The sequence below is a fragment of the Verrucomicrobiota bacterium genome (assembly GCA_021294815.2).
Taxonomy (GTDB): domain Bacteria; phylum Verrucomicrobiota; class Verrucomicrobiia; order Opitutales; family LL51; genus LL51.
Window position 1 is genome coordinate 813,752 of sequence record CP095464.1, and the last position, 22,670, is coordinate 836,421.

The window sequence follows — 22,670 nt, forward strand, 5'->3', positions numbered from 1 at the left end:
TTAAGAAAAAACTGCAAATTAATTTTGGTTATTGTGAACTTAAATTAAAAATTTAGCTTTAGAGTTCTTTCCCTTGCCAGCTGACAAAATAGGCGCCTTCGGGGAAGGCTTGATTTAAGTTGTCAGTCGAAAGATTGGTGCCATATTGCTGGAAACGTCCTGAAATTGTTGGAAACCATTCAACGTGGCCGTCAAAAAACGCGATAAGACCACCTCGATCGCCCCAAATACCGCTATTGGTATCAGAAGATGAGTTCCATTGACCTTGAGGAGAAAGACCGCGGCTATAACAACAGGGGATTTTCGATGACAGTAATTCATCATCACTTTGGAATGAATCTTTGGCGATGCAGCAGACGACGCTCAAGGGTGTATTCCCGCCACTTTGCTTCCCTCGGAATTTTTCGACGATACGATCGGAGGACGCATCATACATGGTTGCGACCATATTTTTTTTCGTCAAAGGATCGAAATCCCACATCCAAACCGAAACATCGCTGATGTAGCCGTATTTTGCCAAAAGTGCGGCGACAAGGTTAGCATCGCCGTCACCAGAGGCCTGGGCACTCAATTCATACAAATCAGAGGGGCGGATAGCGTGGCCATGATCACGAATAAAATTGATATGGGCGAGGGCAATTGTCCTTAAATTGGCAGCTGCAGTGGCGCGCTGTGAGCGTTCAGTCAGTGCACGTAGATTGGGGATCGCGAGACAAATCAGAATTGCCAGAATTCCAATGACAACGGTAAGTTCTAAAAGCGAAAAACTCTTTCGATTGGCGTATTGTGACACGGAGATATTTTGTAAAATTTTCATAAAAGGACAAATTTAAAACAATATTGCGCTTTTTATGGGAAAAACTAGCTCCCGAAGCGTGGTCTTTTTGTACAATTTGCGGCGGCATGCTTTAGAGGAAATTCAACCGAGCCAACCGGACCAAGTGCTGCGTATCTATTGCTGCGGTCCCACGGTGTATAATTTAGCACATATCGGTAATTTCCGTACCTTTTTGCTTCAAGATGTACTACAGCGTCTGCTGTTGACCTCTGGATACAAGGTGAAGTTCGTGCGCAATATCACGGATGTGGACGATAAGACGATCAGCGGGTCACAACAGGCAGGGATTTCGCTTAACAATTTTACGCAACACTGGATTGACTGTTTTCATCGTGATTCCCAAAAATTAAACATTTTGGCTCCCGATGTGGAGTCGAGGGCGACAGAGCATATCGCGGAACAGATTGCAATGATCCAGCGGCTTGTCGATGAGGGACATGCTTACGCTACGGGGGATGGTTCCGTATATTTTCGGATCGCCAGCTTCCCCGACTATGGAAAGGTTTCCGGGATCGCTTTAGCGCAACTTGAATCGCAGGAAACTAACAGCGCCGGACAGCGTAATCAGTCAGATGAGTATTCGCGCGATCATGTTTGCGACTTTGCGCTTTGGAAGGCTTATAAACCCGAAGATGGCGACGTTTTTTGGGAAAGCCCCTGGGGGCGCGGGCGTCCGGGATGGCATATTGAGTGCAGTGCGATGGCCCAGAAATACCTCGGACCGACGATCGATATTCATGGCGGAGGAATCGACCTGTGCTTCCCGCACCATGAAAACGAGGTCGCGCAGTCAGAGTGCGCGACAAAAGTGCCCTTTGTGCGCCATTGGTTCCACTCTGCGCATTTATTGATCGAGGGGCAGAAAATGTCCAAAAGCTTGGGCAATATTTACACGCTTGAAGACCTTTTGGGAAAAGGCTACGATGCGGCAACGGTTCGGTATGCCTTGATCAGCGCCCATTATCGCCAGACGCTCAATTTTACACAGGCGAGTCTCGAGGCCGCACAAAGCGCACTTAAAAAACTCCGTGCACATATCACAGCGATGGGAATTTCTGAAGCAATTGAAAAGCAGCCGGTATCAGAATGGCGTTTTTTCAACAAAGCGATGGAAGCACTTCAGCAGGATCTCAATACGCCCAAATGCCTCGGAGAATTGTTTTCCGTTCTCAATCAGCATCCGACCATTCAAGCTGATTTTATCAATGAATTGCTAACAGTTTTATGGATTTTGGGTCTCTATGAACCACTGTTGGAGCGGCAAGAACGAGACCAAGAGATTCCGTTAGAAATTACGGCACTTGCAGAGGAGCGAAAGCGTGCAAAGGCGCAGAAACAGTACGCGGAGGCGGATCGATTGCGGGCGCAAATTAACGCCAAAGGTTGGTCTATCACCGATCAAAAGGACGGTTATCAGCTGATGCCAAATTAAAAAACAAAAGAGCTTGTCTTTTCTATTGTTTACCCTTGGGATAGAAAAGATACAATCTTAACATCATGGAAGAGGGCGGTTTGATACGTGACTTTGCGGTCCTGATCGGAGCGGCTGGGACTGCAGGTTTGATTTTCCATTTTTTGCGGCTCCCGCTTTTGCTCGGGTACATCTTAAGTGGGTTTATTATCGGACCTCATTTTGCGCTCGCACCGTACATCCAGAACTACGAGGTATTGCAGCAGTTTGGCGATCTTGGCGTCATTTTCCTGATGTTCTATATCGGCTTGGAGTTTGACCTCGACAAGCTGCGGCGGACGATGGGGCCTTCGTTTTTAGCCGTTTTATTCCAAACAGTCATCATGATGTTTGTTGGAATTTTGTCGGCGCGATGTCTTGGATGGCAAGGCGTTAACGGGTTATTTCTCGGGGCACTCATGGCGATCAGTTCGACGATGATGACGATCCCGGTGCTCAAAGAAGAAAAGGCACTCGATACGCACTATGCCCAGTTAGCCATTGGAATTTTAGTTCTCGAGGACTTTGTTGCGATTTTGCTACTCGTTATCCTTTCCGGTATCTCGATGAAGGGCCATTTCGAATGGAAAGCAGTTGAGCAGGTTACATTCTTGTTGGGTGTTTTTGTTGTCATGGTCTTTGTTCTTGGCCGTTTTTGTGGTGCCCGTATTTCGGCCTGGTTGAGCAAAATTACCTCGCCGGATTTGTTGGTTTTGATCCCCATTGGGTTTGCATTAGGAATTGGAGAGCTCGCTAATGAGGTGCATTTTTCGACGGAGTTGGGGGCATTTTTAGCGGGATCGGTTCTGTCGCAGACGGCGTTTGCGCATAAAATTGATGCCATCACAGAGCCGTTGCGCAATATGTTTTGTGCGATCTTTTTCGTTACGATTGGGATGGCCATTGATCCGGTGCAGATTGCGCAACACTGGGTTGCAATTCTGGTAATTTCGGTGGTCGCGACGATTGCTCAGATTTTTGTTTGTTGGTTCGGGCTTTATTTGGCGGGAGAAGATTCAAAGGTATCGTTTTATACCTCGGTTTACAAATCGCAAAAGGGGGAGTTTAGCTTTGTTATTGCGGGACTTGGTGCTTCATTAGGGGTAACCGATCCGGCGTTAATGTCGATCGCTGTTGGGCTTTCGCTTTGTACGATTGTATTGAGTTCATTGCTCAGAAAGTACATCGAGCCGCTCTACGGTGTCATTGGCCGGTGTATACCGAAATCGCTCGTTAATTTTGATCAGTTTTACCGTCGTTTTCAGCAGGCAGCAAAACTAGAGGTCGAAAAAATGACCTTTTTACACGAGGCGAAAGAGTATATTTTGAGCCTTGTTTGGTACTTTTTAATGCTCGTAGGATTGATGATTTTGGCGGGATTTTTCTCCCAAGGCGTCGAAAATAAATCGTGGCCGTTCATCGCGCAGCATGAGATGATTGCTATGGCGGTGATTTGGATTTGTGCCGCGTTCATCATTATGCCGATTTTCGCTGGTGTCGTCAAAAATATCAACGAGATTATCAATATTGTCCTTAATCACATTTTTCACTCAGAGCAGCAGGCACAACAACAGGAAAATAGCCGTAGCATTGGCGTCATCCGGCACGTCGTTTTGTCGATTGTTCTACTTTTTATTGGGATTATTTTTGTTTCCGTTTCATCAGCTTATCTACCGACAGGATACCCGTTAACTGTTTTCGCACTCTGTTCAATTGGCCAGGCAGCATTTGGATGGCGTGAACTTCTTAAGTCCAATAGCCGGTTTGAAAAGTCTTTCCGTGAAACCTTTATCGCTGAAGTACAGGAAAAGGATGACGAGTATCGTGATGCGATTATGCAGCGTGCACGTGAAAAATATCCATGGACGGCGCAGATCAAAAATTACCGCCTCCCGAAAAATAGTATCGCAGTGGGCCATAAGATTTCGAGCCTTCAATTAAGAGAAAATACGGGGACAACGATTGTCGCGGTTTCGCGCAGCGGATATACCTGTTATTCGCCGTCTCCCGATGCGATTCTTTTCCCGGATGATCAGTTGTTGTTGATGGGGGAGGAGTCCCAGATCCAATCTGCGATCGATTTCTTTAATGAAGAAGCGGCCGACAGTGTTGTTTCAGCTAATCGTGTTGAGTTCGCGATCGATAATTACTGCATCACTCCGACGAGCCCATTTTTAGGGAAGGCGATTGCCGCGACGGGTATTCGCAGTCAGTATGGTGTCAACATCGCGGGGATCCAGCGTATGGGAGAAAAAATTACAATGCCAAAGCCTTCGCTCGTACTCGAAAAAGACGACATTTTGATCCTCACTGGTCCAAGGCGTGCAATCGAAAAATTGAAACAATCGGAGTTGACGCCTCGGGCTTAATTTTTTACACTTTCGATGGCGGATGAAAGGCGTCAAGGAGATCAAGGGGCGGATTCGCGCGGTAGATAGCGTTGCGAAGATCACGCTTGCGATGCAGCTCGTTGCGGCGTCGAAGATGAAGCGTTCCCAAGATTTTGCGATCGGTGGCCGTCCTTATTTATTGAGCCTCGCAGAGGTCATCGCGCGCCTACCAAAGAAAAAGGTCGATAAAAATATTCACCCTTTTTTTGTTGATCGTACGCCCGTGCAACATCGTTGCGTGATCGTTGTGGGTACGGATCGTGGTCTTTGTGGTGTATTGAATAATAATCTCTTTCGGCAGCTCTTAAAAGGGGAAGATTCTGAAGGCAAGTGCAGCTACATTTCCATTGGGAAGAAGGCAATGCAGTTCCTAAGTCGTAGTGGTTATGACCTCATTGCGAGTTTTTCTGTTAACGATAAGGTCCAATATCACGAAGTGCAGGGAATTGGGGAGTTTGTTAGCCAAAAGTTCTTGGCCGGCGAAATCGATACCGTGGAGGTATTGTATCAGCGATTTGTCAATACACTCAAATACGTTCCAGTGCTGCAAAAAATACTTCCAATGAGCAACTTTTATGAGGAATTTTCAGGAATGTTAGCGGCAGCCCAGTTAGATTTTGAAGCGCCTTCATTTGATCCCCGGCCCCTCATTTTTGAACCCAGTGTTCGAGAGATCGTCGATCACATCGCTAGTATCTTTTTAAAGTATAACCTCCATCAAGTATTGCTTGAGGCAAAGGCTTCGGAACATAGCGCGCGCATGGTGGCGATGAAGAGCGCGACGGATAACGCTGAGGCCCTGGGACAAGAGCTGCGATTGGAGTATAACAAAGCTCGACAATACGCGATTACGAATGAGATTATCGAACTCGCGGTGGCGTCGGGCGAACGTGAGTCATAATGGAAAACAATTCAGGAAAAATTATCCAAATTTTAGGTGCGGTCGTTGATGTAAAGTTTCCCGATACGCAGATTCCGGGCATTTATAATGCGCTTGAGGTTGTGCGCGACTCAGGAGAAAAACTCGTCTTAGAGGTCCAGCAACACCTCGGTGAAGGCGTCGTGCGGACTGTCGCAATGTCGGCAACTGATGGACTCCGTCGGGGGACAGCCGTCATCGATACGGGGCATTCAATCTCGGTACCCGTTGGGGACGGCGTCTTGGGACGGATTTTAAACGTCACGGGAGATCCGATTGACGAGCGAGGAGAGGTGATTTATGAAAAGCGTCTACCGATTCACCGTCCGGCGCCAAGCCTCTTAGACCAGGATATTTCATCGGAGATCTTGGAGACTGGGATTAAGGTCATTGATTTGATTTGTCCCTTCGTCAAAGGCGGCAAGATTGGGGCATTTGGAGGAGCAGGTGTTGGCAAGACGGTTATCATCACAGAGCTCATTAACAATATCGCGACGGGTCACGGTGGTTTTTCGGTATTTGCTGGTGTTGGTGAGCGTTCACGCGAAGGGAATGATCTTTTTCACGAAATGTCAGCCTCGGGTGTCATCAACGAAGAGGATCCTGCGAAGTCGAAGGTGACCCTCGTTTTTGGTCAGATGAATGAGCCCCCGGGGGCGCGTATGCGGATTGGTCTCACCGGACTGACAATTGCCGAATTTTTCCGTGATGAGCGGCATCAGGATGTATTGCTGTTTATCGATAATATCTTCCGGTTTTCACAAGCAGGTTCTGAAGTTTCGGCACTATTAGGGCGTTCGCCGTCCGCAGTAGGTTACCAGCCAACGCTTAGCCAGGAGATGGGACAGCTCCAAGAGCGCATTACCTCGACTAAAAATGGCTCGATTACTTCATTTCAAGCGGTGTATGTGCCGGCTGATGACTTAACGGATCCGGCGCCCGCAAATACCTTTGCGCACCTCGATTCGACGCTCGTACTCGACCGCAAGATTGCTGCATTGGCATTGTTCCCGGCAGTCGATCCGTTAGCCTCAACTTCGAAGGCACTCGATCCAAAAGTTGTCGGCCAGAAACACTTCGATGTTGCACGGCAGGTGCAGTCAATTTTACAAAAATACAAAGAACTCCAGGATATTATTGCCATTCTCGGTATGGATGAGCTTTCTGAGGAGGACAAGCTTACCGTTGGCCGCGCGCGTAAAATTCAGAAATTTCTATCGCAGCCATTCCGGACCGCGGAGGCATTTACAGGGCGCGAAGGAAAATATGTTTCGGCGCAGGAAACGGTAAGTGGTTTCGAGATGATTTTGAATGGTGAACTCGATCACATTCCTGAGAATAATTTTTATATGAAGGGCTCTATTGACGAGGTCCTGAGCGCGGAGGCCTAAACGGTGTCGCTACAGATCGAAGTCGTAACCCCCGCGCGGACGATTACCGCGAAAGAAGTCGCGTCGCTTGCTGTCGATACGACAATGGGCGAGATTGAGATTTTGCCTGGGCATCGCCCGCTGATGACGTTATTAGAAACAGGAAGTGCCCGCCTTCAGTTCGCGGATGGTCATACGGAGATCATTGCGACCTCTTCGGGGATCCTTCATCTCGAAAACGATGCCGCGGTACTTGTCGTCGAGGAAGCCGTTGATGTCCATCACTTAGAGGTACAGGAGCTGGAAGATGCCAAAATGTTGGCGCAAAAGGCGTTACAGGGAGTGGTCACGCGGGGAAATCTCGATCAAAACGCGCTCGACCAATTGTCGGCGAAAGTGCGCTCCGAGTTGCTGAAAAAATTAAAAAAATAAATTTTTCGGGATAAATCTTTGACGCCTCGGTTTTGTTGGGTAGAAAAAATCCATGTATCAGTTGCCGGATTTGAAATTTGCCTACGATGCGCTCGAGCCCGTTCTAACGGCGGAGATGCTCGAGTTGCATTACACTAAGCATCACGCAGGGTATATTCAAAAGCTTAACGATTTGCTGCAGCAGATCCACTATCCGGCGCCCAAGGATATCGATGAGTTCATTGCGACGATGGATTTTTCTAAAATTCCGCCGCCCTATCGAGATGCGATCCAGTTTAATGCCGGGGGACATGCCAACCACTGCTTCTTTTGGGATATTTTGAGGCCTTATCAATCGAAAGTTACGATATCGTCAGCCCTCGAAGCGGCACTAAAGCAATCATTTCAGTCGCTCGAGAATTTTAAAAAGGAGTTCGAACATATTGCGGCTCAGCACCTCGGAAGCGGTTGGGCATGGCTTTGTGTTTCTCTCGACAAAGAGCTTGTGATGATGACCACACTCAATCATGATCATCCGCAAATGCCGCAGTTTAAAGGAACTTCCAAAGCCGGAATACCGATCCTTACACTCGATCTTTGGGAGCATGCGTATTACCTCAAGTACAAGAATCAGAAACTCAAGTATTTCGAGGCGTATTGGGATATCGTTGACTGGAACCGGGTGGCGCAACGTTACCAAGAGGTGATCGAAAAGCATTGATTTGTCAAAAGTCGGTAGTTAGGTTAAGACTGTGATCACGAGCTGCCATTTTTTAGGAAGCAGTAGCCACGGAAACTGTTTGTTGGTGCGGTCAACAACGGGGAATTTTTTGATCGATGCCGGGTTGACAGGACGACAAATCGTTCTACGCCTTCCAAATTTTGGCATCACGATCGATGATATTGGCGCGGTTTTTATTACACATGAGCATGCCGATCATTCGCAGGGTTTGAGGGGGCTCCATAAATATGGTCATATCCGCCATTTTGCCAATCGGCCAACTGCGGAAGCAATTGAACGCAAGCTCGAGCGTGCGTTCCAATGGGATTATTTTCAAACCGGTACCGTACTAACGTATGGCGAGTTTGAGGTCGAGACATTTTCCATCCCCCATGACGCCGCTGATCCCGTTGGGTACATCTTTCGCAGTCGTGACGGAGGAAAGAGCCTGTGTTGGATGACAGATTTGGGGTATATTCCGCAAAAAGTCCGCGAGCACGTCGCGCATTCCGATATCTTGGTGTTGGAAGCGAACTACGACAACGGAATGCTCGAAAATGATATCAAGCGTCCATTTGCGATCAAGGCAAGAATCCGGAGCCGCTTTGGACATTTATCGAATGAATCGGCTTTCGATCTCGTCGCGCGTACAGAAAATCCCTCATGGCAAAAAATTTTTTTGGCGCATCTTAGCCGGGATTGTAATGATTCGCGGCTCCTGACCTCATTATTTGGCCCCGCAATGCTCCAGCGCTACAACATTACCGTGATCGATCCCGAGGACACAAGCATTCCGGTGAGCTACTGTTGTGTGTGAGTGTTTTTAGAGAAAAATTGTTTCTTTTCCAAAATCTTTTTTGGGCAAAGCATTGAGGTTGAAGCATACAATGATGACTATGTGCAAGAGTCCATTGGCGATCAATACGGAGAGGATAAAGTCCCGATTAAAGCAGAGATAGAAAAAGTTTTGCGTGCTCCAAAGTGCGAGCGCGGCGACTTTATCGAAGTCAAAAAGATTACCAATGTAGAAAGCAGTTGCTGTAGAAATGCAAAAAAAAGCACCGCTATTTAGAATGGGTTCGTAGACGCTCAATATGCAAATAAGCAGTAGTAAACCTTCTAGGAAGGAACAATATTTTCTTAAGAAAAGAAAGAGTGCGACGGGGAAAATGGTGAGCGATAGACGTATTGGATAAAAGAAATGGTTCAATAAAAGCTCAAGAAGGAGAATAACGACTAACCGTTGAACAGCGGTGACTTTGGCAGCATAGGGAATGGAGCTAGAGATCATGTGTTTGAATGACGGCGACCTCGCAAATGTTGCTCATTGAAGGCAATGCAACTGTAGCCTGCAAGAAAAATCCATCTCCTTGGGGCTCAAGAGAGAGGACTGTTCCTAACGCCAGCGAAGCGACTCCTTTTTGTAAAGAAATGGGAAGAACGGTCGTTCCGGGTTTGAGAGTTTTTAGCGATGTTGGTATATTTGTGACACGTCCGCGGCGCTCCATAGAATTTTTGAGAGACGAAGACTGACCGCCATGAAAAATCATAGGGGTAGGGTTTGGCGCAGATTCTAACGTAACCGCGAGATGAAATTTGGGACTTGTTGTTAAAATAACAGTTGCGTGGTGCTCTTGAACAGAAGCAATTTTGCCAATGACACTAATCTCAGGGGGCGTATTAGAACTGTTTGGGGAAATGGCAGCGACCACGAGATCATTTTCGCCAATGCTGTCCGCAGAGCCTTTATTAATAATAAATTGGTCCCACCACGCGGAGACTTCGCGCTTAATGACACGTGCGTAACATTTTTTTAATTTCAATTGATCACCCAGATGCATTAATTGTTCCAGTTGTTGGATGCGCTCTAATCGATGCTGATCCTCGTGATGTTGCCGATGGAGCTCCGTATTTTCGTTCCATAATTGTGTACAAAGGGCAACAAGTTCATTTTGAGAACACGCTTTGAAACGTAAGGCATCAAGCTTTCGATGAGTACTGTCTACTAATTCATAGAAAGGGAGTGTTGTTGATTGTAAAAATATGCGTGGCGAAAATGACTTAACCCAACAAACAAGGGCGGCGATGATCAGAAACAACCATCCAAACCATCGGAAAGGCACCATGATTAATCATCTGCAAGGAGCGCGCCGAGGTCTTGGAGAACCATACCCGTTCCATTAGCGACGGCGTAAAGCGGATTATCAGCAACAATGGCTGGAAGCCCAGTCGCTTCACTAATGGCTCGATCGAGCTTGCGAATCATTGATCCACCACCGGCAAGGACGACACCACGATCGACGAGATCAGACGATAACTCTGGTGGGCACTTTTCGAGGGCGATTTTGATGACCTCGACAATCCCTGAGACTGCTTCACGTAGAGCTTCTCGGACCTCGGTTGATGTAATTTTGATGGTTCGGGGAAGTCCAATAATCGCGTCGCGTCCTTTGACGGTAAGTTCTAATTCATTATCGAGAGGTGCTGCCGAGCCGATACGGATCTTGATCTCTTCCGCCGTCCGCTCGCCAATAATGAGGTTGTACATTTTTTTGACGTAAGCAATGATCGACTGATCGATCGCATCGCCGCCAATCCGAATACTCTGCGAGAAAACCACACCATTAAGGGATAAAATCGCTACCTCAGTGGTACCCCCTCCAATATCGACAATCATACTGGCCGTTGGTTCATCAATGGGGAGGCCTACGCCAATCGCAGCAGCCATGGGCTCTTGCAACAGCAAGACATCGCGCGCCCCCGCGTGGATTGCAGACTCCCGGACAGCTCGGCGCTCGACTTCGGTAATGCCGGACGGAACCGCAATGACGACCCGTGGCGGGATAAAATTCATAGGACGTGAAGCTTTGTTGATAAAATACCGCAACATGTCCTCGGTAATTTCAAAATCGGCGATCACACCATCCTTCATAGGGCGAACAGCAATGATATTGGCAGGGGTGCGACCGAGCATTTTTTTCGCTTCCAAGCCTACCGCGCGGACCTTTTTGGAGTTGGCATAAATGGCGACGACGCTCGGTTCATTCATAATAATTCCGCGGTCTTTAGAAAAAACCAACGTATTGGCCGTTCCGAGATCGATTCCAATATCGTGCGACAAAAATCCTAACGCCCGGCTCGCCGAATTCTTTAACTTAGCGCCCAATCTCATTGGATGGTCACAATGAAAATTTTTTCACGATTTTGCAAAGACAATTTACGAAAATTCGAGCAATTATTTTCTTGACAAAATTTTGATAAAATAAGAGGCACGAGCCATGTTATCGCGGGTTCATTCGGGAGCATTAATGGGAATTGAAAGCATTCCGATTGTTGTTGAGGTCAATACCAACCTTCCAGGCGATCCCAAATTTTTGACAGTTGGTTTGCCGGATGCGGCGGTTAGAGAGTCTCAAGAACGGGTTCATTCGGCGCTCCAAAGTAGTGGATTTTCGATGCCGAAAACGCGAACAGTTGTCAATTTGTCCCCGGGGAATCTGCGGAAAGAGGGGGCGCTCTACGACCTACCTATCGCGCTTGGCGTTTTGAGAAGTACGGGACAGGCACTTTTACATCACTTAGAAGACTACATTATTGCGGGTGAGCTCAGCCTGTCGGGCGAGATTTTACCGATTCCAGGGAGTATTGCTCTTGCAATGCAGGCACGGAAATACCATAAGAAGCTCATTTTACCCCTTGCCTCTGCAGAAACCGCGGCCTTTGTAAATAATTTAGAGATTTATGGTGCCCATAATCTTCCAGAGGTTGTTCGATTTTTATCGCGTGAGGAAGAACTACCCCAGGTGAAAACCCACTGGATTCCGGAGTCGGTGTCGTTTGATGTGGACTTCTCCGAAGTGAAAGGACAACAGGCCCTAAAACGAGCCGTCGAAGTGGCTGTCGCGGGAGGACATAATCTCCTAATGGTTGGAACGCCAGGATCGGGAAAATCAATGATCGCGCGCCGTATTCCAACGATCATGCCGCCGCCAACAGTAGAAGAATTTTTAGAAATTCTCGCTGTTTATTCGACCTGCGGACACGTTCATTCGCCGAAAGATATCAAGCGACCATTTCGCGCACCGCACCACACAATCAGCGATATTGGTCTTTTAGGGGGAGGAAAATATCCCACGCCCGGGGAAGTTTCATTGGCCCATAATGGTGTCTTATTTTTGGATGAACTTCCTGAATTTCAACGTGCCACTTTAGAAGTCTTGCGTCAACCTCTAGAAGACGGGTTTGTTTCAATTTCCCGTAACATGGCCAAAGTTGAATTCCCATGTTCGTTAATGCTCATCGCGGCGATGAATCCCTGTCCGTGTGGTTTTTTAGGTGATCCCAAACGTGAATGCATCTGTTCACCGCATCAGATTCAGCGTTACCGTTCGCGAATCAGCGGACCACTGCTTGATCGTATCGATATCCACACCGAAGTTCGGCCGGTTTCGACAGAGGAGTTTCGCGACAAAAATTTGGGGGAACTTTCTGTAACTATCCGGGAACGTATTGTGCGCGCTCGGGAACGTCAATGTGCCCGTAACCCTGCTACGATGTCAACGAATGCTAAACTCAATACCGCGGCCCTTCAGCAATTTTGTGAACTTGATCATGCGGGCGATCAGCTTCTTACTTCGGCGATTGAACGTCTGGGTCTTTCTGCGCGTGCGCATGACCGTATTCTTAAAGTCGCACGTACGATTGCCGATCTTGAGGCTGCCGAAACGATCCGCGAAGAGCATCTTCTAGAGGCCATCCATTACCGTTCACTGGATCGGAAAATTTTTTAAATCAGGCAGCGATATTTTGAATCAGAGAAACCAGCGGCAAAAATAATCCAATAACGATGGTCCCGATGAAAAACGCGAGCATGACAATGAGTAGTGGCTCGATTAGGACCGTTGCCCGTGTCATGAGTTCATTGAGCTCTGCCTCGTAGGTCGTGGCGATCTTTTGCATCATTTCACCGAGGTTTCCGGACTCTTCACCAACTTTAATTAGCCCTTCTGCGACTTCCGGTAAAACGTGTCGCCGGTGTAATGCTTCCGCTAATGAAATTCCCTGTTGTACATCGCGAATCGCCAATGAAAGCTGGTGTTGCATCGCCGTATCGCTGACACTGGCACGTGCCATTTTTAACGATTCAACGACCGAGCATCCACAGAGCAGTAAGTCCCCAAATACACGGGCAAACAACACGATATACCACTTTTGGAGGCAACGTCCAAAAATAGGGAGATGGCGCAGAAGGTCATAGAGTATCCGTTGAAGGGTCGTGTTTTTCCGCATAGCCACGACGGCAAGCATTCCTACCGCAATTGCTACAATGACGATCAATAGGTGATTGGTAATAAAGCGGCTACCGGCGAGAATCCAGGCAGTTAATACCGGAATCGCCTCGGGGCCAACCTGGTCTACGATAACCGTTTCGAATTTCGGAATCACAAAAGTCGTTAGCAGTAAGATAATTGCACTTGAAACTAATAACACCGTTGCGGGGTAAAAGAGCGCTGACAGAACTTTTTTCTTTAAAAAAACTTTCCGTTCTGCCAGATCTGCCATTTTGGCGAGTGTTTCACTTTGTTGTCCCCTGGCTTCACCGGCGCGAATTATTGCGATTTCGGATGCATCAAAATTAACACCGGAGTGAGCGATGGCTTCCGACAGCTGACTACCGCCCTCGATGTGCGCCAAGATATTTTCCAAAAATACGCGTGCATGGCCATTTTCCTGTTCGACAAGTAATGTTAACGAAGAACGAAGATCCATTCCCGCGCCTAGCAAAGTGGAAAGCTGACGGACAATATGTGCCTTTTTTTCGAGCTTCAACGTGATTTTTTGAGGCGACGATGATTGCCGCAATCGAGGTTTATAGCTTTCCGTCGAAGAGATGTCTCTGAGAGTTTTTTTATGCACAGTATTGCCAGTATTTAGAGGTTTCTCCTCGTGATTGACCACTAATTCTGGCGTTGACCGTATGGGGCGTTTTCCCCGAGCGAGTTCCTCTAGTTTGCGCAGTTCGGAGGCGAAATCGACAACCTCTTCCTCGGGGCTAACTGCAGCATTCTCAGTGTTTGAGGACCAACTCCTTTCGAGATTCCTCTGATGTTTTTGCAAGAAACCACGAAACCACAGGCGCCATTTCATGTCGCATCTTGTTTAAAACGGACCTTCCGTTTGGCGATATTTTGAATACCTTCTTTAATAGCAATATCGTCATTTTCCGCGATCTCAACACCAATAATGTGTTCGAAAATATCATCGAGCGTCAGAACGCCAATGACTTTATCGTCCTTTTTGACGAATGCGAGCTGCGTAAGACTCTTAAGAAGGGCATCGAGTGCGTTGTTGACAAACATGTTATCTGGGAGCGCCTTGGGTTTTTCCATGAGGCGGCCGAGTTGCGTATTGGCGCCGTTGGTTGCAAAGGCGTGAAGAATTTTCCGTCGATGGACAATGCCAACTAAATTCTCGGGATTATTAGCGTAAACCGGGATGCGCCCAGAAGGAATATTCTCGTTATTGGCTAAGAAAACATCACGGGCAGTCGCGTTTTTGCTATAGGCGCTGAGGTGATCGAGCGGCGTCATGATTTCCGCAATAATGGTATTGTCCATTTTAAGCGTATTTTCGATCATCTTCCGCTCTTGGTTGGTAAGCGTTCCGTCACGGACACTTTTTTGGGCTAGCAGGACAATATCGCGCTCAGAATAACGCGCCTCATTGAGACGTTTCTTACCGATCACGAGGTTTAGAATCAGGCTACAAGCCTTGGAAAATGGGTACATGGTCCAAACGACAATGCGTAGTAAAAATGCCGCCGGTACGTAGAGCTTCTGGCGATAGACAAGCCCGAGGTTTTTAGGTAGAATTTCCGAAAAAACTAAGAGACAAACGGTCATAAGGGCAGAGAAATAAACCAGGCTGCCTTCGCTAAAGTTTTTAGCAACAATTCCACCGGCGACAATGGGACCAAATGTACTTGCAATCGTATTGAGTACAAGAATCGCCGCAGACGTCTCGTTGATGTTTTTTTTGCACTTTTCGATGTAGTTGGCGGTGTGGCGGTGATGCACACGAAGGTCTTCGAGCTCAATATCGTTGGCACTCAGAAGGATAGCCTCTAGAACAGAAGCTGTTGCTGAAATGCATAATGTTAGCAGGACGGTGAGGACGAGGAGGTTGAACATGTGCACATCGACTGTTATCATATACGCTCAGGAAATCTTTCAAGGATTAAAGGACCAAAAGACATGTGGTTTAAAATGAAAAAGCTTGTATTCTAAATGTTTCATTTTTCCCTGATGGGAGGCGCTCGATGCGGAGGGAATTCGGTGAGGCTACAAGAACATGTGGTTACTTACAGGAAAGTCCGGACACCGCAGAGTAGGACACCGTGTGAAAGCGCGGGCACAGTTTGTAAAGGGCTGTGACGGAAAGTGCAACAGAAAGAATACCGCCGCAAGGTAAGGGTGAAAAGGCGAGGTAAGAGCTCACCGGAGTCGTAGTAATGCGATTCGCACTGAAAACCCTGTCCGGTGCAAGGCCAAATATGGAGCCGAGTGACTCGCTCAATGGTTCCGGGTTGGTCGCACTCCAAGAGGAGCGGGGCGTTGCCCTGAGAGAAATGAATTCCGAGTGTTTTTTCGTAACACTTACAGAATCCGGCTTATATCCGGTCGGGCGCCGTTTTGAATAAGTTGCTCAGATGCTAAAAGTGCTGCGTGTAGCACCTCTTGACTGACGGGCTTTCTTAAAATACAAGCCGCGCCGAGGGATTCCGCCTGAGTGAGTTTTATTGGATCGGTAGACGCCGTAAGCAGGATCAGAACAGGAATATATAATTGATGAAGGTGACGAAGTACGTCTTGATCACTCAAACAATTTTGAGAATCAAGATCACAAATTACAAAATCGAAATGCATATTCAACAGGACTGCAGAAACATTAGCGGCGACCGTTACCTGAAATCCTAAAAATCGCAGCAACTGTTTGAGAACCCGGGCGACGGAAAAATCCGGCTCAATGAGCAGCAATTGTTTCATCGATATCTTCCATAAGCGGTAATATGAGCCGAAAATGGGTACCCTTCCCAAGCTCTGTTGCGACCAATAACGTACCCTGATGGAGCGCAACGCAACGAACGGCGAGATACATGCCGATACCAATTCCTTGACAGTGGTAGGTATTAGAGCAGCGCCCAAAAAGCTGTGTCAATTTAGGGACCTCTTCGCGAGGAATGCCGATCCCGCGATCAAGAATATCAAACTGAACCGTGTTATTTTCCGTTTTAATGGCTAAAATGACATCCTCTTTGGAGTATTTCAGGGCGTTCCCCAAGAGATTACCTAAAATATATTCCACAAGGGACGGATCGACTGCAATTATAGGCGGCTGCTCTTTTTCGCAAACCACCTGAATACGCTGTTTTGCATCTTTATCGGCGAGTCCCTCGATGATCGAAGAACAAAGCGCCAAGATGTCTGTTGACTGTGGATGATAGGTGATTTGTTGATGTTGCAATCGGCCAACGAGGACGATGCGGTCCATCATGCGTGTCATTCGAAGGATACTTTTTCGGATATTTTCGAAAATTTCTTGTCGCTCAGTAACATCGAGACGTTGTTCGTAGTGCTGAAGTAAGTCCATTGAAGCGTAGATCGTCGTCATCGGATTACGAAGCTCATGAGATGTGACATTCATAAAAATCCCGCGTGCTTCAACGACTTCCTGAAGCTTATGAATAAGCGTACGGGATTGGCACATTTTGTAATAGTGATATGCAACACCCAAAAGTGCGGCGGTTACTCCAAAGGATGACACAATAACCCCACTGGCACAAGAGACACCGTCAACCCAACTCATATACCTCTCCCTAGCAAACAATCGACGCGCCAGCAATGATTTTCCATAAAAAAGAAAGTTTTGTGGTTTCTTTTACAAAAAGACTTGTCGCATAAGGATCGAAAAGCGACACTTTGACCACATATGTCGCCGTACCGCGTTGTCTTCATGGGGTCGCACCCCATTGCGCTCCCGATGTTGGAGCTTCTATCGAAAAAAATGCCTGAGATTTCACTGGTAGGAATAATTTCGCAACCCGATCGGCGGTCAGGGCGAGGACAACATCTTTTGCCAAATCCGATTTCCGCCTGGGCACTTGAAAATGCCATTCCATTGGGTCGTCCCGATAAACCTTCTGACGAGACGGTCGCATGGATCCAAAACCGGCAATGTGATATTATTTTGGTGATGGCCTACGGTTATATTTTAAGGAAAAATATCCGAGAAGCGGTACCCTCGGGCATTTACAACCTCCATGCCTCATTGCTACCACGCTTTCGTGGAGCCGCACCGATCGAGGCTGCGCTGGCTTCAGGAATAACCGAGACGGGGATTTCTTTGATGGAAGTGGCACAAGGCATGGATGCGGGAGATGTCTTTGCAACACAACCGGTAGCGATTTCACCGGAAGACAATGCTGAGAGTTTGACACAAAAACTTTCTTTAGCAGCGCGAGATATCGTCCGAGATCAATTTTTATCGCTTTGCCGCGGGACATTGTCGCGCCAGGCTCAAGATCCATCAAAAATAACGTACTGCCGGAAACTTGAGAAGGAGGATCGTTTCTTGGATTTCACGCAACCGGCCAAAGTGTTGTTGAACCGTATTCGTGCCTTGTCGCCACATCTCGGATGTATCATCGAGGTCGGAAATGAATGTTACAAAATCGAAAGTACGCGCACCGTTTCCCAGACGGCATATAGCTCAGGAATGATCTTTTTAGATAAGGAGAATCTATGTGTTGCCTGTGGTTCCCGTGAAGCACTGGTCATCGATCTCATCCAGAAACCAGGTGGAAAGAAAATGCCGACCAAGCGATTTCTTCAGGGCAATCGTGGATTCTTGAATGCGGGTTGTGTTAAAAATCATAGCCCGATGAAACCTTTTGAATCATCAGTTTTTCCGTTTTAAATAACGTCTTGACAAGCGCTGGGCGCCCGATACGGTACGAGGCCTTGTCGGGGGGTGGTAGCTCAGTTGGTTAGAGCGCCTGCCTGTCACGCAGGAGGTCGCGGGTTCGAGTCCCGTCCATCCCGCCATGACTTTGTTAATATTTCGTAAAATGTAAAAATTTTTTCTTGACAGGGTTGTTTTTCCTAAACTACGTTGCTGTTTATGAAATCGAAAGCAACGTTTAGTAAAATTTTTGTTTTTATTACTTTTTTAAGTTCTTCGCTTGATGCAAAAACTGCTCTGACAAGTTTGGGAGATGCTTTGCAGTTTGCGATTCCAGCGTTTGCTTTTGGGACGACCCTTGTAAAGAAAGACACAGAAGGTATGAAGGAGTGGGCGCTTTCTTGCGGGACATCAGCGTTACTGACGCTCGGCATTAAACAGGCAACAAAGCATTCGTCGATTGGGCGGCGCCCGAATGGCGGCAAAGGTTCGTTCCCTTCGGGACACACATCTTCAGCTTTTCAGGGAGCGTTTTTTCTGCAACGGCGCTACGGTTGGTCGTACGGTGTTCCAGCGCTTGGATTAGCCTGCCTTACAGCCTATAGTCGTGTGAAAGGAAAATACCATCATTGGCGCGATATTGGTGTAGGTGCCGCAATGGGATTTTTGGTGAATCTTATCTTTACGAAACCCTACGCGAAGAACGGCATTACCGTGAGTGCCGCAGATGAAGGTGTTGGCCTGACAATTTCAAAGTCGTTTTAGTCGTCATTTTGAGGGGCACAGCTGTGCCCCATTTGAGCCTAATTGGGAAAATATCAAAAAATGTTAAAGTAAATTTGACACGAAAAGGAAATCTTTTAATTAAAAACTGTTGACTGGGGGGATGAAGTGGGAGATATTGGGACTCAAGAGTAGCTAGTGGAAGCCCTGTGGATTCGTGGATTAACAGTTTTTATGTGGGTGAGTATACGCGTCAAATGGACGAAAAGATGCGTGTTGCGATGCCCTCAAAGTGGCGACCGGAAGATGGTGAGGCGGCCTTTTTGGCGCTACCGAATCCTCTCGGTTGTCTGACGGTTTATCCCCCAAAAATGGTCACGCGGCTTGAAGAAAAGGTCGCACAGGTAAGTCTTGGTGATACCGCGGGGCAGATGGCGCTCGCAAAGTTATTTTCAAAGGCCGATATTTTTTCGTGTGACAGCAAGGGGCGTGTCAAATTAGAAGAACGTCTTTTGCGGTTTGCACAAATCGCGACGGAAGCGGTTTTTGTTGGTGGTGGTGCTGTTTTTAACATTTGGTCGCCGGAGCGTTTTAAGGAATACATTGCTAATGAATCGCTCGATGACGTGACCGGGGTGCTGAAAGGCTTAGGTTTATGACGACGGCAACCAAATTACAGCACTACCCCGTTATGCTTTACGAGGTCACGCAGGTGTTGATAAACAATCCGGCGGGAACGTATTTAGACTGCACCTTTGGAGCAGGGGGACACAGTCGACATTTTCTCGAAGAGTTTCCAAACATCCAGCTTTATGGCATCGATCGCGATCCTGATGCATGGGAGAGAGCAGAGGAGTTGAAAAGAGCGTTTCCTGAGAATTTCTTTTTTGAGTGCATGCCGTTTTCGACACTTGATCGTCTAGGTGTCAAGGTGTTCTCAGGAGTTTTGTTCGACTTTGGCATTTCATCAATCCAGCTTGATGACGCCGAACGCGGGTTTTCATTCCGCTACCATACGCCACTTGATATGCGAATGAATCCGAAGCAGGGAATGAGTGCCCAAGAATTTCTTAAAACCGCGTCGCGTGAACAGTTAATAGAGGCGATTTGTGATTTTGGTGAAGAAGTACAGGGGCGCCGCATCGTCGATTTGATCCTCAAGAACCGCGGAAGTGAGGTTTTAGAATTTGCCGATACTTTTGCGGATCTCATTGCGCAACATTGTCCGCGTTCAGGGAAAATTCATCCGGCGACAAAAACATTTCAGGGGATCCGTATTGCGGTAAATCACGAACTCGAGGAAATTCGACAAGCGCTACCGAAAGCGTTTGAACGGCTTCAACCGGGTGGGCGCCTCGTCGTATTGAGTTTTCACTCCTTAGAGGATCGCATTGTAAAGCAGTTCTGGCGGCAAATGGAGGCATCTTCACGCGCAAAATCATTAACGCTAAAGCCGATGCTTCCTTTGTCTGAGGAGGTACAAATGAACCCGCGGAGCCGTTCCGCAAAACTACGTATTTTGGAGAAATTTCAATGAAACTAGCTTTTTCGATTCATCGATTATCCTTGCCGCAATCTTCCGTAGCGCTTTGGAGCGGGTGTTGCGCGGTATTTGTTCTAACCTCTATTCTCGGAATATTGTACCTTCGAGAATTAACACTCTGTTCGGTGCGACATATTCAAAAAATTGAGGGTCAGTGTAAGGCTTTGCGCAACCGAAGCACAGCACTCGCTGCGTATATCGCTCAGATGCGATCGCCGGTAACGTTCCCCGCGGATGGAATCGTTCAATGCGATTTTAAGGGTAATGTTTTAAAAGTCCGCGATTGGGATCAGTACAAGAAGGCGTACTTGATGCGTAATGCCTTGGCTTGGAACTACCGCAAGGATCGGCCGTAATATTTTTTCGCTGTTTAGCGTCATAGATAAAAGCAGAGGTCTCAATGAGGCCTCTGTTTGAATTATCCATTGCGTATCGGATTTTTTGTTAGGAGTGCTCGATCTCAATCTTATCGAAAATATCACCGAGGTTGGTCATCTCCTGATCGCTTTTGAGCTTATCGTAAGCGCGAATTTCCGCTTCTAATGCACTGGCATCGTAGTTAGCAGCTTTAATTGATAACCCGATTCGGCGCTCGTTGCGGTCAATCTTCACGACCCGGGCCGTAACTTCACTTCCGACATTGAGAACATCTTTAATTTTCTCAATACGGCCTTCGGCAATTTGGCTGATGTGGACCATACCGTCGATACCGTTGGGTAGTTCAATAAAGGCACCGTAAGAGGTGATTTTGTTGACCGTACCCGTTACAAGACTGCCGATTTGGAAGAGGGATTCGATATTCTCCCACGGGTCGCCGGTGAGTTGTTTGAGACCCAAAGCAATCCGCTGCTGCGACGGATCGATATCGATTACCATTGCATCAACGACATCGCCCTTTTTGAGGACCTCGCTCGGGTGGTTAATCTTTTTCGTCCAGCTGATATCGGAAACATGGATCATACCGTCAATGCCGTCCTCGAGTTCGACGAATGCACCGTAGTTGGTAAGATTGCGAACTGTTCCACGAACATGGGCGCCAACTGGATAGTTGTGTTTAACCATCTCCCACGGATTTTCTTCGAGTTGTTTGATCCCGAGGGCGATCTTTTGGTTTGATTTTTCAATACCAATAACGACTGCTTTAACTTCATCGCCGACTTTGAGGATTTCGCTCGGCTTATTGATTCGCTTCGTCCAGGACATTTCCGCGACATGGATGAGACCTTCAACGCCGGGTTCGAGTTCGACAAATGCACCGTAGGGAACAAGGTTGACGACCTTACCGGTAACCTGGCTGCCCATCGGATAGCGATGCTCGATATTATCCCAGGGGTTATTTTGGGTCTGTTTCATACCAAGCGCGACCCGTTCTTTGTCGGGATCGATCTCGAGCACCATGACTTCGATTTCTTCGCCTGGGCTAACCAGCTCACTTGGATGTGAAATCCGGCCCCAAGACATATCGGTGATATGTAAGAGTCCGTCGAGTCCATCGAGGTCAACAAAGACTCCGTAATCTGTGATGTTTTTAACAACACCGCGACATGTTTTGCCGACTTGAATATTGGAAAGGGCTTTTTGGCGCTTCTCTTTGCGTTCTTCCTCAATGAGCTCGCGGCGCGATACGACAATATTTTTCCGATCGAGATTAATTTTGACGATCTTGAAGTCGTAGGTCTGGCCGATGTATTGATCGAGATTTTTAGGCGCCTGGGTATCGATTTGCGAACCGGGTAGGAAGGCATCGACGCCGATATTCACAATGAGGCCACCCTTTGTTTTGGCTTTCACCTTACCGCGAATAACGGTTCCTTCGGGGCACTCTTCAACAATACGTGCCCAGTTTTTCTTTTGTTCGGCTTTATCGAACGAGACGACGGGATTACCTTCGCGATCTTCGAGTTTTTCTAAAAAAACGCCGATGGTTTGGCCGACAGAAAACTCATTAATATCGTTAAACTCGATAACAGGGATTTTACCTTCTGTTTTCGTACCGATATCGACTGTAACGGCATCAGCACCAATTTTTGTAATGACCGCAGGAATGACGGTCCCTGGAAGCAGTTCCTTAATAGGCTTTGCCTCCAGCAGTTGTTCCATAATATTTGACATGAATTGAACTCCGCTTGGGAGGTTAAGGGTTAATAGGGATCGAACGCCACCGTGGCGCGAAACCTAGAGGGCAGCGAAGTAGATTTCCATGAAGAAGCAAGACTTATATGTGAAAATTTTTTAATGGGATTGTTTTTAGAACTTGATTCTTAAAAAAACCGGCTCTAGAAGGGCGGCATTATTGAATCACGTCCGAAAATCTTTCTTTTTTGGATTCCACTACTTCCGATTTT

Annotated in this window: 21 protein-coding genes, 1 tRNA gene and 1 other RNA gene; 16 read left to right on the forward strand and 7 right to left on the reverse strand. The window is 47.3% G+C overall.

Annotated elements, in window-relative coordinates; translation table 11 throughout:
- Positions 1-58: 58 nt before the first annotated feature.
- Entirely contained in the window at positions 59-817 is a 759-nt protein-coding gene (locus tag LW808_003845; GenBank protein ID UPA28402.1) for a type II secretion system GspH family protein, read from the reverse strand.
- Positions 818-851: 34 nt separating this feature from the next.
- Between LW808_003845 and cysS the strand changes: the two genes are divergently transcribed.
- From cysS to LW808_003885, 8 genes are all read left to right on the forward strand, one after another.
- Positions 852-2,270, forward strand: a complete 1,419-nt coding sequence (gene cysS / locus LW808_003850; protein ID UPA28403.1) for a cysteine--tRNA ligase — start codon at positions 852-854, stop codon at positions 2,268-2,270.
- 65 nt (positions 2,271-2,335) lie between these two features.
- Positions 2,336-4,657 (forward strand): cation:proton antiporter, encoded by a 2,322-nt coding sequence (locus LW808_003855; protein UPA28404.1) that lies wholly within the window; start codon positions 2,336-2,338, stop codon positions 4,655-4,657.
- A gap of 22 nt (positions 4,658-4,679) precedes the next feature.
- Entirely contained in the window at positions 4,680-5,579 is a 900-nt protein-coding gene (gene atpG / locus LW808_003860) for an ATP synthase F1 subunit gamma (GenBank protein ID UPA28405.1), read from the forward strand.
- Entirely contained in the window at positions 5,579-6,988 is a 1,410-nt protein-coding gene (gene atpD / locus LW808_003865) for a F0F1 ATP synthase subunit beta (GenBank protein UPA28406.1), read from the forward strand. Before atpG ends, atpD begins: the two co-directional genes overlap by 1 nt.
- 3 nt (positions 6,989-6,991) lie before the next feature.
- A complete protein-coding gene (gene atpC, locus LW808_003870; GenBank protein ID UPA28407.1) occupies positions 6,992-7,399 on the forward strand; it encodes an ATP synthase F1 subunit epsilon in 408 nt (135 codons plus the stop codon).
- Positions 7,400-7,451: 52 nt separating this feature from the next.
- A complete protein-coding gene (locus tag LW808_003875; GenBank protein UPA28408.1) occupies positions 7,452-8,099 on the forward strand; it encodes a superoxide dismutase in 648 nt (215 codons plus the stop codon).
- 85 nt (positions 8,100-8,184) lie between these two features.
- Complete coding sequence (locus tag LW808_003880; protein UPA28409.1) at positions 8,185-8,916, forward strand: MBL fold metallo-hydrolase; 732 nt, start codon at positions 8,185-8,187, stop codon at positions 8,914-8,916.
- The gene (locus tag LW808_003885) at positions 8,917-9,171 is read left to right on the forward strand and encodes a hypothetical protein (protein ID UPA28410.1); all 255 of its coding nucleotides are present in this window, start codon (positions 8,917-8,919) and stop codon (positions 9,169-9,171) included.
- A 208-nt stretch (positions 9,172-9,379) separates the two neighbouring features.
- Here the strand turns inward: LW808_003885 and LW808_003890 are convergent, their stop codons facing one another.
- Together LW808_003890 and LW808_003895 are read right to left on the reverse strand one after the other, a co-directional pair.
- Positions 9,380-10,225 carry a rod shape-determining protein MreC gene (locus tag LW808_003890; protein ID UPA28411.1) on the reverse strand — a complete coding sequence of 282 codons (846 nt, stop codon included), beginning with the start codon at positions 10,223-10,225 and terminating at the stop codon, positions 9,380-9,382.
- Between the two features lie 2 nt (positions 10,226-10,227).
- Positions 10,228-11,271, reverse strand: a complete 1,044-nt coding sequence (locus tag LW808_003895; protein UPA28412.1) for a rod shape-determining protein — start codon at positions 11,269-11,271, stop codon at positions 10,228-10,230.
- Positions 11,272-11,377: 106 nt separating this feature from the next.
- On the opposite strand from LW808_003895, the gene LW808_003900 reads away from it, so the two are divergent.
- Positions 11,378-12,889 (forward strand): YifB family Mg chelatase-like AAA ATPase, encoded by a 1,512-nt coding sequence (locus tag LW808_003900; GenBank protein UPA28413.1) that lies wholly within the window; start codon positions 11,378-11,380, stop codon positions 12,887-12,889.
- A gap of 1 nt (position 12,890) precedes the next feature.
- Here the strand turns inward: LW808_003900 and LW808_003905 are convergent, their stop codons facing one another.
- Both LW808_003905 and LW808_003910 read right to left on the reverse strand, forming a co-directional pair.
- Positions 12,891-14,246: a type II secretion system F family protein gene (locus LW808_003905; GenBank protein ID UPA28414.1), complete on the reverse strand. Its 1,356-nt coding sequence runs from the start codon at positions 14,244-14,246 to the stop codon at positions 12,891-12,893.
- Positions 14,243-15,289: a CNNM domain-containing protein gene (locus tag LW808_003910; protein UPA28844.1), complete on the reverse strand. Its 1,047-nt coding sequence runs from the start codon at positions 15,287-15,289 to the stop codon at positions 14,243-14,245. Before LW808_003910 ends, LW808_003905 begins: the two co-directional genes overlap by 4 nt.
- A 124-nt stretch (positions 15,290-15,413) precedes the next feature.
- On the opposite strand from LW808_003910, the gene rnpB reads away from it, so the two are divergent.
- Positions 15,414-15,787: RNase P RNA component class A (gene rnpB, locus LW808_003915), an RNA gene on the forward strand.
- Positions 15,788-16,121: 334 nt separating this feature from the next.
- Here rnpB and LW808_003920 read toward each other — a convergent pair.
- Positions 16,122-16,964: a HAMP domain-containing histidine kinase gene (locus LW808_003920; GenBank protein ID UPA28415.1), complete on the reverse strand. Its 843-nt coding sequence runs from the start codon at positions 16,962-16,964 to the stop codon at positions 16,122-16,124.
- 147 nt (positions 16,965-17,111) lie between these two features.
- On the opposite strand from LW808_003920, the gene fmt reads away from it, so the two are divergent.
- From fmt to LW808_003950, 6 genes are all read left to right on the forward strand, one after another.
- Complete coding sequence (gene fmt, locus LW808_003925) at positions 17,112-18,074, forward strand: methionyl-tRNA formyltransferase (protein UPA28416.1); 963 nt, start codon at positions 17,112-17,114, stop codon at positions 18,072-18,074.
- A gap of 51 nt (positions 18,075-18,125) precedes the next feature.
- Positions 18,126-18,202 (forward strand) — tRNA-Asp (locus LW808_003930).
- 76 nt (positions 18,203-18,278) lie between these two features.
- Positions 18,279-18,824, forward strand: a complete 546-nt coding sequence (locus LW808_003935; protein UPA28417.1) for a phosphatase PAP2 family protein — start codon at positions 18,279-18,281, stop codon at positions 18,822-18,824.
- Between the two features lie 167 nt (positions 18,825-18,991).
- Positions 18,992-19,441: a hypothetical protein gene (locus LW808_003940; protein UPA28418.1), complete on the forward strand. Its 450-nt coding sequence runs from the start codon at positions 18,992-18,994 to the stop codon at positions 19,439-19,441.
- Complete coding sequence (gene rsmH / locus LW808_003945; GenBank protein ID UPA28419.1) at positions 19,438-20,319, forward strand: 16S rRNA (cytosine(1402)-N(4))-methyltransferase RsmH; 882 nt, start codon at positions 19,438-19,440, stop codon at positions 20,317-20,319. Before LW808_003940 ends, rsmH begins: the two co-directional genes overlap by 4 nt.
- The gene (locus LW808_003950; GenBank protein UPA28420.1) at positions 20,316-20,681 is read left to right on the forward strand and encodes a hypothetical protein; all 366 of its coding nucleotides are present in this window, start codon (positions 20,316-20,318) and stop codon (positions 20,679-20,681) included. The genes rsmH and LW808_003950 overlap by 4 nt, the downstream gene beginning before the upstream one ends.
- An 88-nt stretch (positions 20,682-20,769) precedes the next feature.
- On the opposite strand, the gene LW808_003955 is transcribed toward LW808_003950, so the two are convergent.
- Positions 20,770-22,437, reverse strand: coding sequence for a 30S ribosomal protein S1 (locus LW808_003955; protein UPA28421.1), 1,668 nt, complete (start codon positions 22,435-22,437; stop codon positions 20,770-20,772).
- Between the last annotated feature and the right edge of the window lie 233 nt (positions 22,438-22,670).

Bases quoted from the DNA above. Each gene is read 5' to 3' on its own strand.
- LW808_003845 (UPA28402.1), bottom strand. From the start codon at position 817: ATGAAAATTTTACAAAATATCTCCGTGTCACAATACGCCAATCGAAAG.
- cysS (UPA28403.1), top strand. From the start codon at position 852: ATGGGAAAAACTAGCTCCCGAAGCGTGGTCTTTTTGTACAATTTGCGG.
- LW808_003855 (UPA28404.1), top strand. From the start codon at position 2,336: ATGGAAGAGGGCGGTTTGATACGTGACTTTGCGGTCCTGATCGGAGCG.
- atpG (UPA28405.1), top strand. From the start codon at position 4,680: ATGAAAGGCGTCAAGGAGATCAAGGGGCGGATTCGCGCGGTAGATAGC.
- atpD (UPA28406.1), top strand. From the start codon at position 5,579: ATGGAAAACAATTCAGGAAAAATTATCCAAATTTTAGGTGCGGTCGTT.
- LW808_003875 (UPA28408.1), top strand. From the start codon at position 7,452: ATGTATCAGTTGCCGGATTTGAAATTTGCCTACGATGCGCTCGAGCCC.
- LW808_003890 (UPA28411.1), bottom strand. From the start codon at position 10,225: ATGGTGCCTTTCCGATGGTTTGGATGGTTGTTTCTGATCATCGCCGCC.
- LW808_003895 (UPA28412.1), bottom strand. From the start codon at position 11,271: ATGAGATTGGGCGCTAAGTTAAAGAATTCGGCGAGCCGGGCGTTAGGA.
- LW808_003900 (UPA28413.1), top strand. From the start codon at position 11,378: ATGTTATCGCGGGTTCATTCGGGAGCATTAATGGGAATTGAAAGCATT.
- LW808_003905 (UPA28414.1), bottom strand. From the start codon at position 14,246: ATGAAATGGCGCCTGTGGTTTCGTGGTTTCTTGCAAAAACATCAGAGG.
- LW808_003910 (UPA28844.1), bottom strand. From the start codon at position 15,289: ATGTTCAACCTCCTCGTCCTCACCGTCCTGCTAACATTATGCATTTCA.
- LW808_003920 (UPA28415.1), bottom strand. From the start codon at position 16,964: ATGAGTTGGGTTGACGGTGTCTCTTGTGCCAGTGGGGTTATTGTGTCA.
- fmt (UPA28416.1), top strand. From the start codon at position 17,112: ATGGGGTCGCACCCCATTGCGCTCCCGATGTTGGAGCTTCTATCGAAA.
- LW808_003935 (UPA28417.1), top strand. From the start codon at position 18,279: ATGAAATCGAAAGCAACGTTTAGTAAAATTTTTGTTTTTATTACTTTT.
- rsmH (UPA28419.1), top strand. From the start codon at position 19,438: ATGACGACGGCAACCAAATTACAGCACTACCCCGTTATGCTTTACGAG.
- LW808_003950 (UPA28420.1), top strand. From the start codon at position 20,316: ATGAAACTAGCTTTTTCGATTCATCGATTATCCTTGCCGCAATCTTCC.
- LW808_003955 (UPA28421.1), bottom strand. From the start codon at position 22,437: ATGTCAAATATTATGGAACAACTGCTGGAGGCAAAGCCTATTAAGGAA.